16 protein-coding genes and 1 pseudogene are annotated in these 16,586 nt (G+C 70.3%); 10 read left to right on the top strand and 7 right to left on the bottom strand.

What is annotated here, in order from left to right:
- Nucleotides 1–77 precede the first annotated feature (77 nt).
- Entirely contained in the window at nucleotides 78–650 is a 573-nt protein-coding gene (locus ACNPQM_RS15985; protein WP_418084497.1) for a hypothetical protein, read from the bottom strand.
- Nucleotides 651–784: 134 nt separating this feature from the next.
- Nucleotides 785–1,372, bottom strand: a complete 588-nt coding sequence (locus ACNPQM_RS15980; RefSeq protein WP_418084496.1) for a hypothetical protein — start codon at nucleotides 1,370–1,372, stop codon at nucleotides 785–787.
- Nucleotides 1,373–1,610: 238 nt separating this feature from the next.
- On the opposite strand from ACNPQM_RS15980, the gene ACNPQM_RS15975 reads away from it, so the two are divergent.
- The 5 genes from ACNPQM_RS15975 to ACNPQM_RS15955 all read left to right on the top strand — a co-directional run bounded on the left by ACNPQM_RS15975 (nucleotide 1,611) and on the right by ACNPQM_RS15955 (nucleotide 7,385).
- A complete protein-coding gene (locus tag ACNPQM_RS15975; RefSeq protein WP_358863144.1) occupies nucleotides 1,611–2,489 on the top strand; it encodes a bifunctional methylenetetrahydrofolate dehydrogenase/methenyltetrahydrofolate cyclohydrolase in 879 nt (292 codons plus the stop codon).
- A 21-nt stretch (nucleotides 2,490–2,510) separates the two neighbouring features.
- Nucleotides 2,511–3,323: a DUF3017 domain-containing protein gene (locus ACNPQM_RS15970; RefSeq protein ID WP_418084495.1), complete on the top strand. Its 813-nt coding sequence runs from the start codon at nucleotides 2,511–2,513 to the stop codon at nucleotides 3,321–3,323.
- Nucleotides 3,324–3,488: 165 nt separating this feature from the next.
- Nucleotides 3,489–4,709 (top strand): NADP-dependent isocitrate dehydrogenase, encoded by a 1,221-nt coding sequence (locus ACNPQM_RS15965; protein WP_418084494.1) that lies wholly within the window; start codon nucleotides 3,489–3,491, stop codon nucleotides 4,707–4,709.
- Between the two features lie 456 nt (nucleotides 4,710–5,165).
- Nucleotides 5,166–6,233 carry a helix-turn-helix domain-containing protein gene (locus ACNPQM_RS15960; protein ID WP_418084493.1) on the top strand — a complete coding sequence of 356 codons (1,068 nt, stop codon included), beginning with the start codon at nucleotides 5,166–5,168 and terminating at the stop codon, nucleotides 6,231–6,233.
- A gap of 162 nt (nucleotides 6,234–6,395) precedes the next feature.
- The gene (locus tag ACNPQM_RS15955; protein ID WP_418084492.1) at nucleotides 6,396–7,385 is read left to right on the top strand and encodes a malate dehydrogenase; all 990 of its coding nucleotides are present in this window, start codon (nucleotides 6,396–6,398) and stop codon (nucleotides 7,383–7,385) included.
- Between the two features lie 161 nt (nucleotides 7,386–7,546).
- On the opposite strand, the gene ACNPQM_RS15950 is transcribed toward ACNPQM_RS15955, so the two are convergent.
- On the bottom strand, nucleotides 7,547–8,275 hold the full coding sequence (locus ACNPQM_RS15950) for an isocitrate lyase/PEP mutase family protein (RefSeq protein ID WP_418084491.1): 729 nt from the start codon (nucleotides 8,273–8,275) through the stop codon (nucleotides 7,547–7,549).
- A gap of 70 nt (nucleotides 8,276–8,345) precedes the next feature.
- Nucleotides 8,346–8,858, bottom strand: a complete 513-nt coding sequence (locus tag ACNPQM_RS15945) for a carboxymuconolactone decarboxylase family protein (protein WP_418084490.1) — start codon at nucleotides 8,856–8,858, stop codon at nucleotides 8,346–8,348.
- Nucleotides 8,859–8,905: 47 nt separating this feature from the next.
- Between ACNPQM_RS15945 and ACNPQM_RS15940 the strand changes: the two genes are divergently transcribed.
- Nucleotides 8,906–10,309 (top strand): PLP-dependent aminotransferase family protein, encoded by a 1,404-nt coding sequence (locus tag ACNPQM_RS15940; protein WP_418084489.1) that lies wholly within the window; start codon nucleotides 8,906–8,908, stop codon nucleotides 10,307–10,309.
- A gap of 34 nt (nucleotides 10,310–10,343) precedes the next feature.
- On the opposite strand, the gene ACNPQM_RS15935 is transcribed toward ACNPQM_RS15940, so the two are convergent.
- Complete coding sequence (locus ACNPQM_RS15935) at nucleotides 10,344–11,198, bottom strand: hypothetical protein (protein ID WP_418084506.1); 855 nt, start codon at nucleotides 11,196–11,198, stop codon at nucleotides 10,344–10,346.
- A 124-nt stretch (nucleotides 11,199–11,322) separates the two neighbouring features.
- Here ACNPQM_RS15935 and ACNPQM_RS15930 point away from each other — a divergent pair, with 124 nt between their 5' ends.
- Both ACNPQM_RS15930 and ACNPQM_RS15925 read left to right on the top strand, forming a co-directional pair.
- Nucleotides 11,323–11,598 carry a hypothetical protein gene (locus tag ACNPQM_RS15930; protein ID WP_418084488.1) on the top strand — a complete coding sequence of 92 codons (276 nt, stop codon included), beginning with the start codon at nucleotides 11,323–11,325 and terminating at the stop codon, nucleotides 11,596–11,598.
- 6 nt (nucleotides 11,599–11,604) lie between these two features.
- Nucleotides 11,605–12,798, top strand: coding sequence for a glutathionylspermidine synthase family protein (locus tag ACNPQM_RS15925; protein WP_418084487.1), 1,194 nt, complete (start codon nucleotides 11,605–11,607; stop codon nucleotides 12,796–12,798).
- A gap of 171 nt (nucleotides 12,799–12,969) precedes the next feature.
- On the opposite strand, the gene rocD is transcribed toward ACNPQM_RS15925, so the two are convergent.
- Nucleotides 12,970–14,175 (bottom strand): ornithine--oxo-acid transaminase, encoded by a 1,206-nt coding sequence (gene rocD / locus ACNPQM_RS15920; RefSeq protein WP_418084486.1) that lies wholly within the window; start codon nucleotides 14,173–14,175, stop codon nucleotides 12,970–12,972.
- A 140-nt stretch (nucleotides 14,176–14,315) separates the two neighbouring features.
- Nucleotides 14,316–14,821 (bottom strand): annotated as a pseudogene (locus ACNPQM_RS15915) (RNA polymerase sigma factor); the annotation flags it as partial.
- Between ACNPQM_RS15915 and trpS the strand changes: the two are divergent.
- Nucleotides 14,820–15,833: a tryptophan--tRNA ligase gene (trpS, locus tag ACNPQM_RS15910; RefSeq protein WP_358859630.1), complete on the top strand. Its 1,014-nt coding sequence runs from the start codon at nucleotides 14,820–14,822 to the stop codon at nucleotides 15,831–15,833. The pseudogene ACNPQM_RS15915 and the gene trpS sit on opposite strands and share 2 nt — an antisense overlap.
- Before the next feature lie 151 nt (nucleotides 15,834–15,984).
- Nucleotides 15,985–16,575: a 2'-5' RNA ligase family protein gene (locus ACNPQM_RS15905; RefSeq protein WP_358859629.1), complete on the top strand. Its 591-nt coding sequence runs from the start codon at nucleotides 15,985–15,987 to the stop codon at nucleotides 16,573–16,575.
- Nucleotides 16,576–16,586 lie beyond the last annotated feature (11 nt).

The following is a 16,586-nucleotide window of genomic DNA, read 5'->3' as shown; positions in this document are numbered from 1 at the left end:
GGCCGTAACCCGCACGGGTTACGGCCTTCGGCCATTTCTGCGGCTTTGTGCTGAGTCGACCGCGGCGGTCGCTCGGCTCAGGCGCGCGGGCGCTGGAACCAGGCGGCGCCGTCCGACTTCGCCACGAAGACGATGATCAGAACGCCGAGCGCGATGGTGACGATGCCCAGCGGCAGCTGGAAGATGCCACCGAAGCAGATGAACGCGCCGTAGACGATGGCGCAGACGCGGGTGGCGTTGCCGCCGGTCTTCATCTTGAGCGCCAGTGCGACGGAGAGCCCGGCGAAGATCAGGGCGAGCACGCCGATGAACGCCAGGATGCCCTTGCCGAAGTTCTCGATCGTCTGGGTGTCTGCCGTGGTGCCGGCGCTGTCGACCGCGTCGGAGACGGCGCCCATGCCCGCGAAGGCGATGATGGCGGCGATGATCTGGAAGGCGGCAACCACCCACAGCATCACCCGTGCCGCCTTCACACCTCCCGGCATCTCGACCGGTGCGCCCGGGAAGCCGTAACCGGGCTGAACGGGCGGGGCCTGCGGGTAGCCGTAACCCTGCTGCGGCACGCCCTGCGGGGCCTGCTGGGGGTAGCCGTAGCCCGGCTGCCCGCCCTGCTGCTGGCCATAGGGGTTGTTCGGGTCGCCGAAGCTCATGGCGAATTTCCTCCGTTGAGAAATGTGCGGGGACGACGCGGTCCGCGCGGAGGAACGGTGCACAATCAGAACGGCCTGTCCCCCCTGCACTGCCCGCGGTACTGCGACGGCGGGCCGGCAGGCCCGCGGCCGGATCAGTACTGCGGCTGCTGCTGGCGGTTGAACCAGGCGCTGCCGTCGGCCCTCGCGACGAAGACGATGATCAGCACGGCGAGAACCGTGTGGACGAGACCGAAGACGACGAACGGGTAGATACCGAGAATCGCGGTGATCGCACCGAAGACGATCGCCGTGATGCGGATGCCGTTGGTCCCCTTGCCGAACTTCACGGCCAGGAACACGGCAAGGACGCCCCACAGCACTGCGAAGGCCACGATGCCCCACAGGGCAGCGCCGGAGAAGTCGGCAAGCTGCTGGAACTGAACGTCGTCCTTGAGCGTCGCGTCGTTCTTGGCGGCATTCACGGCCGCAGCGGCGATCGCGAAGATGACCGCGCCGATGACCTGCAGGCCAGTGATCACGTAGAGCATGACCCGGGCCGCCTTCACGCCGCCCGGCATCTCGGTGGGCACACCAGGGAAGCCATAGCCGCCCTGGACCGGCGGGGCTGCGGGATAGCCGCCCTGCTGCGGCACGCCCTGCGGGGCCTGCTGGGGGTAGCCGTAGCCCGGCTGCCCGCCCTGCTGCTGGCCATAGGGGTTGTTCGGGTCGCCGAAGCTCATGGCGAATTTCCTCCGTTGAGAAATGTGCGGGGACGACGCGGTCCGCGCGGAGGAACGGTGCACAATCAGAACGGCCTGTCCCCCCGACACTGTCCGCGGTGCTGCGCGGCTCATCGTGGTCTTGACATCGGCTTTTTGTCCAGCCAATAGCCGTATGTGTTGTGCAAGCGCAACCTGATGGCAACCGGCGACACCCAGAATTGGTATGCGGGCGGGGTCATCCGCGAGGATGGGCATCATGACTGCCCAGATTCTCGATGGCAAGGCCACTGCAGCCGCGATCAAGTCCGACCTGACCGCCCGCGTGGCGGCCCTCAAGGCGCAGGGCATCACCCCTGGCCTGGGAACCCTGCTCGTCGGGGACGACCCGGGCAGCCGCTGGTACGTGAACGGAAAGCACCGCGACTGCGCGCAGGTCGGCATCGGCTCCATCCAGCGCGAACTCCCCGGCACCGCCACCCAGGAGGAGATCGAGGACGTCGTACGGGAGCTCAACGCGAACCCCGACTGCACGGGTTACATCGTGCAGCTTCCCCTTCCCAAGGGCATCGACACCAACCGGGTCCTGGAACTGATGGATCCGGCCAAGGACGCCGACGGTCTGCACCCGATGAACCTCGGCCGCCTCGTCCTGAACGAGACGGGTCCGCTGCCGTGCACCCCGCAGGGCGTCGTCCAGCTGCTCCGCCACCACGGTGTGGAGATCAACGGGGCGCACGTCGTGGTCGTCGGCCGCGGTGTCACCATCGGCCGCTCGATCCCGCTGCTGCTGACCCGTAAGTCCGAGAACGCCACCGTCACCCAGTGCCACACCGGTACGCGTGACCTCGCCGCCCAGCTCAAGCAGGCCGACATCATCGTCGCCGCCGCGGGTGTCCCGCACATCATCAAGCCCGAGGACGTGAAGCCGGGCGCTGCCGTGCTCGACGTCGGCGTCAGCCGGGACGAGCACGGCAAGATCGTCGGCGATGTGCACCCCGGTGTGGCAGAGGTCGCCGCGTGGATCTCGCCGAACCCGGGCGGTGTGGGCCCGATGACCCGCGCCCAGCTGCTCGTCAACGTGGTCGAGGCGGCCGAGCGCGACGCGGCCGCCGCGTCTTCCGGCTCCGCCGGCTGACCTGATCCGGAGGGAACCCCCATGGGTGCTGGTACGAGTCCGGCCGATCCGGCCGCCGCGGCGGACCGGGCGATTCCGGCGCCGCCGGATGAGGAGGTGACGGCGGTGGAGGTTTCCGGCGGGGCGGCAGCGGACGACGGTGCCCGGCCGGTCCGGGGTGCGGACGCGCGGCGGGGCGGCGACTCGGGAACCGGGCCGGAGGGCGGTTCCGGCGCGGACGCGGGCTCGGCTTCCGGCTCCGATGCGGGCTCGGCCGCAGGTTCGCGGGACGACGTGGCACGCGGCGCGCAGGCCGGCGCGGGCGGCGACTCCAGCGGCGCTGCGCGCGGCTCCGACAGCCGCGAGCCGGACAGCGGAGCCGAGGGCGAGGGCTCCGGCGACAGCGGCTCGGACCGGGGCCCGGACGACACCGTCTCCGCCCCCGGTGGCGGCCCGCGCGGATCGCGGCGGTTCCCGTCGTTCACCCGGGACACCGCCCGCCCCGAGGGCGGTGGCCGGGCCGCGTCGGGGGACGCGCCCGCCCCGGCCCGTCAGTGGCCGCTGCTGTCCGTGCTCTGCACGGCCGGGATCGGACTGCTGATCGTCGTCCTGAACCCCTTCGCGGAGGCCTTCCGGATCGGCACGATACTGATCGGCGCGGCCCTCATCGGGGGCGCCGTGCTGCGCTGCGTCGTCCCCTCGGTGGGCATGCTCGCGGTCCGTTCCCGCTTCACCGACCTGGTGACGTACGGACTCCTGGGCGTCCTGATCGTGATGCTCGCACTCGTGGCGCAGCCCAAGCCATGGCTCGACCTCCCCTTCCTGGAGAACGCGGTCCGGTTCACGATCCGCTGACACCGCCGCCCGTGCGGCCCCGCTGCGGCCCCCTCGCACCCGACAGGTGCGAGGGGGCCGCAGTTCTGTGCAGGGGAAGAAAACCGCCATCGCATATCTCGATATCGAGTATCTTGGCATCGAGATAAATCTGCAGCCGAAGCGTGAGAGGGATGTGTCCGCTCCATGGCCAAGATCAAGGTAGCCAGCCCCGTCGTCGAGCTCGACGGCGACGAGATGACCCGCATCATCTGGTCCTTCATCAAGGACAGGCTGATCCTGCCGTACCTCGATATCGAGCTGAAGTACTTCGACCTGGGCATGGAGAACCGGGACGCCACCGACGACCGGGTGACGGTCGACGCCGCCCACGCCATCAAGAAGTACGGCGTCGGCATCAAGTGCGCCACGATCACGCCGGACAGGGAGCGGGTCGAGGAGTTCGGGCTCAAGGCGATGTACCGCTCGCCGAACGCCACCATCCGCAACATCCTCGGCGGCGTCGTCTTCCGTGAGCCGGTCATCATGCAGAACGTGCCGCGGCTCGTGCGGGGCTGGACCAAGCCCGTTGTCGTCGGACGGCACGCCTTCGGCGACCAGTACCACGCCACCGAACTGAACATCCCCGGCCCGGGGACCCTCACCATGACCTACACGCCGAAGGACGGCTCCGATCCCGTCGAGGTCGAGGTCCACGAGTACCCGGGTGCCGGTGTCGCGCTGTCGATGTACAACCACGACGAGGCGATCCGCGACTTCGCGCGTGCCTCGTTCCGCTACGGACTCGCGCGCGCCTACCCCGTGTACATGTCGACGAAGAACACCGTCCTCAAGACGTACGACGGCCGCTTCAAGGACATCTTCCAGGAGGTCTTCGACACCGAGTTCCGCACGGACTTCGCGAAGGCGGGTCTCACCTACGAGCACCGCCTGATCGATGACATGGTCGCCTCGGCGCTCAAGTGGGAGGGCGGCTACGTCTGGGCCTGCAAGAACTACGACGGCGACGTCCAGTCCGACGTCGTCGCGCAGGGTTTCGGCTCGCTCGGCCTGATGACCTCGGTCCTGACCTCCGCCGACGGCAGGACCGTCGAGGCGGAGGCCGCGCACGGCTCGGTCACCCGTCACTACCGCCGGCACCAGCGCGGCGAGGCGACGTCGACCAACCCGATCGCGTCGATCTTCGCCTGGACCCGCGGACTCGCCCACCGCGGCAGGCTGGACGGCACACCGGAGGTGGTCGCGTTCGCCGAAGCGCTGGAGCGGGTCTGCGTCGAGACCGTGGAAGGCGGTCGGATGACCAAGGATCTGGCGCGGCTGATCTCCGCGGACGCCCCGTGGCTGACCACGGAGGAGTTCCTGGACGTGCTCGACGTGAACCTGCAGAAGGAGATCGCGTGGCTCTGACGGCCTCGCGCCGACTGCCCGCACGCCGATCTGTGGTGTCCGTCCCCTCCCCCGAGGAGGGACGGACACCCGAGGCCGGAGCCCACCGGGGCGCGGTTGCCCCGGAACGTGGCGACTTGAGCGGCCTTGCCCCGACCTGACGTCAGCTTTGTCGACGGGGTGTCAGGGATCAAGGGATGCCAGGGGCCTGTGGCACGGAAGTGACCATTCCGCCACGGCGTGATCGTTGCGCGACGGTGGCGGTCCGGCGCGGTGGAGCGCCACGGAAAGGGGCGCGCGAGGTGCGCGCCGATCCCCGAACGCCACCGTGCGCCATCTCTCCCGCAATCGGCAGCCTGCCTCCGGGCATCCTTCTGGGTAGTCAGCAGTGGTGGACCGCCGTATCGGGGCAGGGGAGCGACAGGGCGACGGAAGAGCGGGGCACGCCAAGCACGTTCGGGGGAACGGAGGGGGAAAATGCCTCGTTGGAAGGCATTACCGGATGAACTCGATCCGCAGGTGAGGGAGTTTGCGGGCCAGCTGCGCAGGCTTATTGACCGCCGCGGGCTGAGTGTCGCAGCGGTGGCCGACCGCACGGGTTACAGCAAGACGTCGTGGGAGCGCTACCTGAACGGGCGGTTGCTCGCCCCCAAGGGCGCGATCGTCGTTCTGGCCGAGGTCACGGGCGCCGACCAGGCGCATCTGGCCACCATGTGGGAGTTGGCGGAGCGGGCCTGGAGCCGCTCCGAGATGCGCCACGACCTGACGATGGAAGGCATCCGGGTCGCGCAGGCGCGCGCGGCGCTCGGCGAGTTCGGGCCGAACCCTTCGGGTGACGACAGGAGCCGCCGCTTCGGCGGCCGGACCACCGGCACTTCCGTGGACATGGGCGAAGGCGCGGGTGCGGGCGGCGGAGGGCACCTGCCATCCGTACCGATCCAGCGTGGGAACGCACCCCGGGCGCCGCAGCCGGAGGACCGGCCGCCGCGGCCCGACGGCGTCCGGCGGGAGCAGGCCGGCCGCCGCAGGCTGATCCTGGTGCTCACCGGTGTGGTGGGCGCACTGCTGGTGCTGGCCGCGGCGGTACTCCTGACCCGCCCGGGCGGCGACGACAAGGGCGGGAAGGCCGCGGCCACCCCGTCGTCCGCATCACCGGCGACCGGTGCGTCCGCACGGCCCGCCGGGGCCGCATGCAGCGGCGCCGACTGCACGGGACAGGACCCGGAGGGCATGGGGTGCGACGGCCGGTCCGCGCGCACGGTCTCCAGTGCCACGATCGGCGGAAGTCTCGTCGAGGTGCGGTACAGCAGGACGTGTGGCGCGGCGTGGGCCCGCATCACCGATGCCGTCCGGGGGGGGCACGGTACGGATCACCGCGGGCGGCGCCGCAGGGCAGGACGGCGCGGTGGACGCGGGTGCGGACGCGTACACCCCCATGGTCGCAGTGGAGAAGGCCGCCGACGCCAAGGCGTGCGCGACCCTCGCCTCCGGTACGAAGGAGTGCACCACTGCTGCCGACGAGTGAGAACGGACGGGGCGCGGTGAACAGTGAGTGACCGGCTGTGTGCGGTGCCACAGGGGGCCGGGCGGCCGGGAGGTCCCGGGTCGGATAGCCTGAACGCTGGATATCTCTTCACATCAAGATTCAGGGGATATCCAGCACCAGGGGCAGGGACCCCCACCGCCAGCTGTCTAACGGAGATCGCCATGACCCGCACTCCCGTGAATGTCACCGTGACCGGCGCAGCCGGCCAGATCGGCTACGCGCTGCTCTTCCGCATCGCCTCCGGCCACCTGCTCGGCCCGGACGTGCCGGTCAACCTGCGCCTCCTGGAGATCCCGCAGGGGCTGAAGGCCGCCGAGGGTACCGCCATGGAGCTCGACGACTGCGCCTTCCCGCTGCTGCGCAACATCGAGATCACGGACGACGCCAACGTCGGCTTCGCCGGTGCGAACGTCGCCCTGCTCGTCGGCGCCCGCCCGCGCACGAAGGGCATGGAGCGCGGCGACCTGCTCTCCGCCAACGGCGGCATCTTCAAGCCGCAGGGCAAGGCCATCAACGACAACGCCGCGGACGACATCAAGGTCCTCGTCGTCGGCAACCCGGCCAACACCAACGCGCTCATCGCGCAGGCTGCCGCCCCGGACGTGCCGGCCGAGCGCTTCACCGCGATGACCCGCCTGGACCACAACCGCGCGATCTCGCAGCTGGCCGCCAAGACCGGTGCCGCCGTCTCCGACATCAAGAAGCTGACGATCTGGGGCAACCACTCGGCGACCCAGTACCCGGACATCTTCCACGCGGAGATCGTCGGCAAGAACGCCGCCGAGATCGTCAACGACGAGGCGTGGCTGGCCGACACCTTCATCCCGACCGTCGCCAAGCGCGGCGCCGCGATCATCGAGGCCCGTGGCGCGTCCTCGGCCGCCTCGGCCGCCAACGCCGCCATCGACCACGTGTACACCTGGGTCAACGGCACCGCTGCCGGCGACTGGACCTCGATGGGTATCCCGTCGGACGGCTCCTACGGTGTGCCGGAGGGCCTCATCTCGTCCTTCCCGGTCACCACGAAGGACGGCAAGTACGAGATCGTCCAGGGCCTGGACATCAACGAGTTCTCCCGTGCGCGCATCGACGCGTCCGTGCAGGAGCTCACCGAGGAGCGCGACGCCGTCCGCGAGCTCGGCCTGATCTGACCGCCGGATCCGGTCGTTCCCGGTCCGGTCCGTACGCCCTTCGCGTACCTCACCGCCCCCGGCAGCCGTTGCTGCCGGGGGCGGCCGCGTATGCGGACCCGTGCGTGCCCCGCCCCGTCTGCCGGGCTGCGGGCGCACGACGCTACTTTCGAATACACGCCCTAGCCGGCGTGCAGCCGGTCGGCCATCTCCCGCACGGCTGCCATGGCCCGGCGTTGCAGGCCGGGGCCGAAGGTGATGCGCGTGGCGCCCAGCTCGCCGAGCCGGCGCGGGGTCGGGCCGGCCGGCAGCGCCAGTGCGTTGAGCGGGGCCGCGACGGCGGCGGCCAGGCGGGGAAGGAACTCGGGCGGCGCGGCGATCGGGTAGATGCAGTCCGCGCCGGCCGCCGCGTACAGCCGGGCCCGGGCGATCGTCTCCGCCTCCTGGTCCGTGCCGTCCGGGACGCCGCGTACGAACGTATCGACGCGGGCGTTGACGAAGAGGTCCTCGCCCGCCACCGCCCGCACTTCGGCCAGCCGGTCCGCCTGCCGCTGCGGGTCGAGGAGAACGCCGTCCACCGAGTCCTCCAGATTGCAGCCGACCGCGCCGGTGGCCAGAAGACGCTCCACGAGCTCCTTCGGCGGCAGCCCGTAACCGGCCTCGATGTCCGCCGACACGGGTACGGGGACGGCGCGCACGATCCGGGCGACGGCCGCGAACATCTCGGCGGCGGGCGTCGCCCCGTCCTCGTACCCGAGCGAGGCAGCAACCCCGGCGCTCGGGGTGGCCAGCGCCGGGAAGCCCGCGTCGGCGAAGACACGGGCGCTCGCGGCGTCCCACGGGCCGGGGAGGACCAGCGGGTCGCCGGGGGTGCGGCCGTGGTGCAGGGCGCGGAGAACGGACACGGTCATCGCGGGGCTCCTGGGGTGGGGTGGGCAAGCGGTCCGGGGCGCCGCCCGGACCGGATCCGCCGGATCAGGGTCAGTGCTTGATGTCGCCCGGGGTGTAGTGGCCCGGGACCATCCGGGTGGTCACACCGAACCGGTTCCAGGCGTTGATCACCGTGATGGCGGCGATCAGCTGGGCGAGCTCGGTCTCCTCGAAGTGCTTCGCGGCCTTCTCGTACACCTCGTCCGGCACGAAACCGTCGGTCAGGACCGTCACGGCCTCCGTCAGCTCGATCGCCGCGATCTCCTTCTCCGTGTAGAAGTGCTGCGACTCCTCCCATGCACTGAGCTGAATGATCCGTTCGACGGACTCGCCCGCTGCGAGCGCGTCCTTGGTGTGCATGTCGAGGCAGAACGCACAGTGGTTCAGCTGCGAGGCGCGGACCTTCACCAGTTCGATGAGGACCGGGTCGAGTCCCTTACGGGACGCGACGTCCAGCCGGACCATGGCCTTGTAGACATCGGGGGCGAGCTGGGCCCAGTGCAGGCGGGCGCTGCGCTCGGGGGCGTGGCCGGAGTTCGGGTGGGAGTGCTCGTTCGTGGTCATGGATACGACGCTACGGGGTGGATGGCGCACGGGTATGGTCCATTTTCATGACCGATTCCTGGGCCACTTTCGGAGCCGACCTGCACATCGACCCGACCGGTGCGGCAGGACTGCGGGCCGGGCTGATGGACGCGCTGCGAGAGGCCGTACGGACCGGGCGGCTGGCACCCGGTACCCGGCTGCCGTCCTCCCGGACGCTCGCCGCGGACCTGGGTATCGCCCGGAACACCGTCGCCGACGCCTACGCCGAACTGGTCGCCGAGGGGTGGCTCACCGCCCGGCAGGGCTCCGGTACGAGGGTCGCACAGCGGGCCGAACCGCGCCCGGTGGCCACGACGGTGCCGCGATCCGGCCCGGTGCGCCGACGGCCCGTGTACAGCCTGATGCCCGGCTCGCCGGACCTCTCCACGTTCCCGCGCTCCGACTGGCTCAAGGCGGCCCGGCGCGCCCTGACCGCCGCGCCCAACGACGCCTTCGGATACGGCGACCCGCGCGGACGCATCGAGCTGCGCACCGTACTGGCCGGCTATCTGGCGCGGGCGCGCGGAGTGTACGCCGACCCGGAGCGGATCGTGATCTGTTCCGGCTTCGTCCACGGCCTGATGCTGATGGGGAAGGTGCTGCGGCAGCGGCGGGTGCGCGAGGTGGCCGTCGAGTCGTACGGACTGGACATGCACTGGCAGCTGCTCGCTGATGCCGGACTGCGCACCCCCTGCCTGCCGCTCGACGGACTCGGCTCCCGGACCGGGGAACTGGCCGGGATGCGCGGGGTGGGCGCGGTCCTGATGACGCCCGCGCACCAGTTCCCCACGGGGGTCCCGCTCCATCCGGACCGGCGGGCCGCGGCGGTCGACTGGGCGCGAGGCACGGGCGGGCTGATCCTGGAGGACGACTACGACGGGGAGTTCCGCTACGACCGGCAGCCGGTCGGCGCCCTCCAGGGCCTCGACCCGGAACGGGTCGTCTACCTGGGGACGTCCAGCAAGTCCCTGGCGCCCGGGCTGCGGCTGGCCTGGATGGTGCTGCCACAGGGGCTGGCGGGGGCGGTGGCCGAGGCCAAGGGCCAGGTCGACTGGGTGTCGAGCACGCTCGACCAGCTGACGCTCGCGGAGTTCATCGAGTCCGGCGCCTACGATCGCCATGTGCGCTCCATGCGGCTGCGCTACCGGCGCCGCCGCGACCAGCTCGTCGCCGCGCTCGCCGAACGTGCTCCCGCGCTCCGGGTCAGCGGGATCGCCGCGGGTCTGCACGCCGTGGTCGAACTCCCGGAGGGCACCGAGCGAGCGGTGATCCAGGCAGCCGCCTGGCAGGGCCTGGCACTGGAGGGCCTGGCCCGCTTCCGGCACACGGACGCGGAGGCGGGCAGCGACGCCCTGGTCATCAGCTACGGGGCGCCGACCGACAGCGCCTGGGCGGGAACCCTGGAGGCGCTCTGCCGGGTGCTCCCGTAGGGGGTGCGGAAGGACCGCACCGGCGTAATACGCGCTACGGCACGCCCGGGACGTCCGGCTCGGTGATGTCCGCCGGAGCCTCGCCGAACCGGGTCAGCGCCAGCGCGCCCGCCACCGCCACCGCGAACCCGGTGACCGCCAGCCAGCCGAGACCCTCCTGCGTACGGTCCCCGAGCCAGACGACGCCCACCAGTGCCGGGCCGATGGTCTCGCCGATCACCATGCCGGCCGTCGCCGTCGTCACCGAGCCCCGCTGCAGCGCGGACGTGAGCAGCAGGAACGCCGCACCTCCGCCCAACAGCAGCGCATACGTCGCCGGGTTGGCGACCAGTGCCGACGGCGAGACGTCGTCGATCAGCCGCACAGCGACCTCGACCACCCCGAAACCGCACCCCGCCCCCAGCCCCAGCACCAGTGCGCGCGACTTCTCCGGCAGCCGTCCGGCCGCCGTGCCGATCACCAGGACACCCAGGGCGATACCGAGCATCGACCAGCGCAGGGCGGTCGAGCCGGTCCGGCCGCCCTCGCCGCCGGCGGCGAGGGCCAGCATGGCGAGACCCGCGCAAACCACGCCGACGGCGGCCCACTCGGTACGGCTCAGCCGCGCGTGCAGCAGGCGCGCGGCGACCACGGCCGTCACCGCGAGACTTGCGGCGAGGGCGGCGCCCACCGCGTAGATGGGCAGGGAGCGCAGGGCGATGATCTGGAGGACGAAACCACAGCCGTCGAGGGCTAGCCCGGCCATGTAACGCCACTCCCGCGCGGCGCGCAGCAACAGCGCCGGATCGACCCCTGCACCGGACCCCGGCCTGACGGCCGCCCGCGCGGCTACGGCCTGGAGGACGGAGGCCGTGCCGAAGCAGACCGCGGAGCCGAGCGCGCAGATCATCCCAAGGAGCACATGGGGGACTCTACGTGGGCGGTCCCGGAACCGGGTTCCGGCCGTATGCGGCAGCCCTCTAATCTGACAAACGTTCCTGTGGTGTGAACCGGACGACGGGGGAGACCGAAAAATGGCCAAGCGCAGGTTGAGGTCGAGCACAGTGGTGCTCGGTTCCATGGGCGTTCTCGCGGCGGCGATCACGTCCTGTGGTGCGGAGCCGGACAAACGGTGCGCGGACCCGGTCACCCACTCCAAGCTGCCGAGCTACGAGTGCAAGAACAGCAACGGCAAGGGCGACTACTACTACGGCGGCACCTCCAAGGGCGGCACCGTGCAGGGCGGCAGTTTCGACAAGTCCGCCGTCGACCGCGGCGGCTTCGGCTGCTCCGGCACGAGCGGTGGCTGACCGGTCATGGAACGCCGCACCGCGCAACCCCGCCCCGGCTGGCAGGAGACGGTCGAAGAGCAGGGGATTGTCTACCCGCTGACCCGCTACCCGGACGGATCCCTGCGCCCGTACTGGGACGAGAGTGCCTACTACGTCTTCTCGCTGCCCGAGGTCGAGGCGCTGGAGGAGGTCGTCGAGGAACTGCACACCATGTGTCTGGCCGCGGCCGCGCACATCGTCGACCGGGACCGCTTCGCCGAGCTCGGCATCACCGACCGCCGACTGGTCGCCCTGATCGCCGAATCGTGGCAACGCCGCGCCGAACTGCCTTCCCTCTACGGCCGGTTCGACCTGCGCTACGACGGGACCGGCCCGGCGAAGATGCTGGAGTACAACGCCGACACCCCCACCTCACTCGTGGAGGCAGCCGGCGCCCAGTGGTTCTGGATGGAGGACCGCTTCCCGGACGCCGACCAGTGGAACTCTCTTCATGAGCGACTCGTCGCCGCATGGAAGCGGCAGGCCGTACTGCTGCCGCCGGGGCCGCTGCACTTCGCCCACTCCGAAGGAGACGAGCTGGGCGAGGACCTGATGACGGTCGCGTATCTGCGCGAGACCGCCGAGCAGGCCGGGATCGACACCGAGGCACTCTCCGTCGAACAGATCGGCTGGGACCGGCTGACCGGGCGGTTCGTCGACGATCGGCTCCGCTTCATCCGCAGCTGCTTCAAGCTGTACCCGTGGGAGTGGCTGGCGACCGACCGCTTCGGCCCGCATGTCCTGGACACCCTCGACAACGGGGGCGGAACCGGCACCACCTGCTGGATCGAGCCCGCCTGGAAGATGCTCCTCTCCAACAAGGCGCTGCTGGCCGTCCTCTGGGAGCTCTTTCCGGGCCACCCGAATCTGCTGCCCTCCTATCTGGACGGCCCCCGCGAACTGGCCGCGGACGGGAAGGGCGTCCGTGGCTACGTCGCCAAGCCGTTGCTCGGCCGTGAGGGCGCCGGTGTCACGGTCCATGAACCGGGAAGCCCCGTGGTGACACGGGACGAGCCGTGCTGCTACCAGGAGTTGGCGCCTCTGCCGGACTTCGACGGCAATCGGGTGGTGCTCGGTGCCTGGGTCGTCGAGGACGAGGCGGCGGGTCTCGGCATCCGGGAATCGGCGGGGCTGGTCACGGACGAGTACGCCCGCTTCCTGCCCCACGTCATCCTCTAGGGCGAAAGTCCCGCCTGCCAGGCGGCGTCCGGCACTTCCCCGAGCTCTCGGCTTCGCTCGAGCAGGGGAGACCCCATCGCTCGCTGCGTTGCGAAAAACGCACCGGCGCCCCTCCCGGTGCGGCCGCCGACCGGGCTTGCTCCGAGCACCGGCTGTGGGCGACACGCGCCGTCAGCCGCGCAGTACCTCCCGGAGTTGCTCCAGGCCCCAGTCCAGGTCCTCCTTGCTGATCACCAGGGGCGGGGCGATCCGGATCGTCGAACCGTGGGTGTCCTTGACCAGTACCCTGCGGTCCATCAGCTTCTCGGAGATCTCCCGGCCCGTGCCGCGGCTCGGGACGATGTCCACGCCCGCCCACAGCCCGCGCCCCCGCACCGCCTCCACGGCGCCGCCGCCCACGAGCAGCCCCAGCTCCTGATGGAGGTGGGCGCCCAACTCCGTGGCCCGTTGCTGGAATTCGCCGGTACGCAGCATCGCGATGACTTCCAGTGCGACCGCGCAGGCGAGCGGATTCCCACCGAACGTCGAACCGTGCTCACCGGGCCGGTAGACCCCCAGTACCTCGGCCGACGAGACGACGGCCGACACCGGGACCACGCCGCCGCCCAGCGCCTTGCCGAGCACGTACATGTCCGGCACGACACCCTCGTGCTCACAGGCGAAGGTCTTGCCCGTCCGGCCCAGACCCGACTGGATCTCGTCCGCGATGAACAGCACATTCCGCTCACGGGTGAGCTCGCGCACCCCGGGGAGATAGCCGGGCGGCGGCACCAGCACCCCGGCCTCGCCCTGGATCGGCTCCATCAGCACCGCCACGGTGTTCTCGGTCATCGCCGCACGGAGCGCGGTGAGGTCCCCGTACGGAACGATCTCGAACCCCGGTGTGTACGGGCCGAAGTCCGTCCGAGCCTCCTGGTCCGTGGAGAAGCTGATGATGGTCGTCGTCCGGCCGTGGAAGTTGTTCGCGGCGACGATGATCTTCGCCATGCCGTCCGGGATGTCCTTGACCTGGTAGCCCCACTTGCGGGCGGTCTTCACCGCCGTCTCCACGGCCTCCGCCCCCGTGTTCATCGGCAGCACCATCTCCATGCCGCACAACTCGGCGAGCTGCGTGCAGAAATCGGCGAACCGGTCGTGGTGGAAGGCGCGCGAGGTCAGGGTCACCCGGTCCAGCTGCGCCTTGGCGGCCTCGATCAGACGCCGGTTGCCATGGCCGAAGTTGAGCGCCGAATAGCCCGCGAGCATGTCGAGATACCGCCGTCCCTCGACGTCGGTCATCCAGGCGCCGTCCGCCGAGGCGACGACGACCGGAAGCGGATGGTAGTTGTGCGCGCTGTGCGCCTCGGCGGAGGCGATGGCATTTTCCGTGGTCGACACGGGATCTCCGTTCGTCGTGCGGCGTCGGGCTGGAGTAACGCCCACTTTGTATCGTCGGTCGGATCCTCGGGGAGGAAACCTTCAATCCATGGCGCGCCCATGCGTTTGCGCAGTCAGAGGTCCAGGAGCTCTCGGCGGGGGGCCGCTCTCCCGGTTACCGCACGCGCCCGACCTGCCGACCGGAGTGTGTTCCTCGTCTCATTCATGAAGATCCGCAGCAGCCACGGCCGGAATGCCGCGCCCTCCCGGAACCGGCCGAGCGACTGATACGCCTTGAAGAACGCGGACTGCACCACATCCTCCGCTTCGCCCCCGCCCCGAAGGCGACCGCGGCTCGCAGCACGGCGCCCGTGTGGGCGCGTACCGGCTGCGCGTATGCCTCCGCCTCTCCGGCGCGCACACGAGCGATCACCGCGTCCTCGTCCGCTGCCGGCGCCTCTTCCGGCCCCGCGGCACGAGTCCCGGTCCGCTGTTCGGCCCGCCCCTCAGCCTGCCCTCCGGCACGCCCGAGAGCGCGGTCCGCACCCCCGTCCTCGACGGCGCGGCCCCCCTCCCGGCCCCTCTGCAAGGCCCCCTCCTGCGTCCTCGCACCTTTCATGCACCGGCTGCTGGAGATTGGTTCCGTACCTGAGACAATGAGTCCCATGGCCTCTGAACGCCCCCGCGTGCTCTCTGGAATCCAGCCCACCGCAGGCTCGTTCCACCTCGGCAACTACCTCGGTGCGGTCCGCCAGTGGGTGGCGCTGCAGGAGTCCCACGACGCCTTCTACATGGTGGTGGACCTGCACGCGATCACCGTTCCGCAGGATCCTGTGGAGCTGCGTGCGAACACCCGGCTCGCCGCCGCCCAGCTGCTGGCCGCCGGTCTCGACCCCGAGCGCTGCACGCTCTTCGTCCAGAGTCATGTCCCGGAGCACGCCCAGCTCGGCTGGGTCATGAACTGCCTCACCGGTTTCGGCGAGGCCTCCCGGATGACGCAGTTCAAGGACAAGTCCGCCAAGCAGGGCGCCGACCGGGCGACCGTCGGCCTCTTCACGTACCCGGTCCTCCAGGTCGCGGACATCCTGCTCTACCAGGCCCACCAGGTCCCGGTCGGCGAGGACCAGCGCCAGCACATCGAGCTCACCCGTGACCTCGCCGAGCGTTTCAACGGCCGGTTCGGCGACACGTTCACCATCCCGGCGCCGTACATCCTCAAGGAGACGGCGAAGATCTACGACCTGCAGGACCCGTCGATCAAGATGAGCAAGTCGGCGTCCACGCCGAAGGGCCTGATCAACCTGCTCGACGAGCCGAAGACCACGGCCAAGAAGGTCAAGAGCGCGGTCACCGACACCGACACGGTCATCCGGTACGACGTCGAGAACAAGCCAGGTGTCAGCAACCTCCTGACCATCTACTCCACCCTCACCGGCACGGGTATCGCGGACCTCGAACAGAAGTACGAGGGCAAGGGTTACGGTGCGTTGAAGACCGACCTCGCAGAGGTCATGGTCGAGTTCGTCACACCTTTCCGGACCCGTACGGAGGAATATCTCGACGACCCCGAGACGCTGGACTCGATCCTGGCCAAGGGCGCGGAAAAGGCCCGGGCGGTAGCCGCCGAGACCCTGGCCCGGACGTATGACCGGATGGGCTTTCTGCCCGCGAAGCACTGAGTCCGAGGACCCTGGCGAGATGACGGCTCCAGGCTGCACACTGGGCACACTGGCGACAGGAGACCAACCCCGGTGACGGCCTGAAACCAGCCATCGACCGCGGTGACCGGCGGCACGCCGGTCACCGACTTCGAAGAGTGAGGAGAACGACGTGGGGACCGTTACGCTCGGCGTTTCGATCGCGGTCCCGGAGCCCTACGGCAGCCTGCTCCAGGAGCGGCGCGCGAGCTTCGGGGACCCTGCCGCATTCGGCATTCCCACCCACGTCACACTTCTCCCGCCGACCGAGGCGGAGGCGGCCGACCTGCCCGCGATCGAGCGGCATCTCGCCGAGATCGCGAGAGGCGGCCGCCCCTTCCCGATGCGGCTGTCCGGCACGGGGACCTTCCGCCCCCTGTCGCCGGTGGTCTTCGTCCAGGTCGTCGAGGGCGCGTCTGCCTGCTCCTGGCTGCAGAAGCGGGTGCGGGACGCGTCCGGTCCGCTGACGCGCGAGCTGCAGTTCCCGTACCACCCGCATGTGACCGTGGCGCACGACATCCCGGAGCAGGCGATGGACCGGGCGTACGAGGAGCTCGCCGACTACGAGGCGTCCTGGACCTGCGATTCCTTCGCGCTGTACGAACAGGGCCCGGACGCCGTCTGGCGCAAGATCAACGAGTTCCCGTTCGGGGCCGACAGCGGCGCGCCCGCCGTGCCCGCGCAGGGCGGCAGCTCCGTGGACGAACCGTCCCTGCAGCCCTGAGACCGTAAGCG

This window comes from Streptomyces sp. NPDC056231, assembly GCF_048270745.1.
Lineage (GTDB): Bacteria > Actinomycetota > Actinomycetes > Streptomycetales > Streptomycetaceae > Streptomyces.
This window is presented reverse-complemented; position numbering and strand designations above follow the sequence as displayed.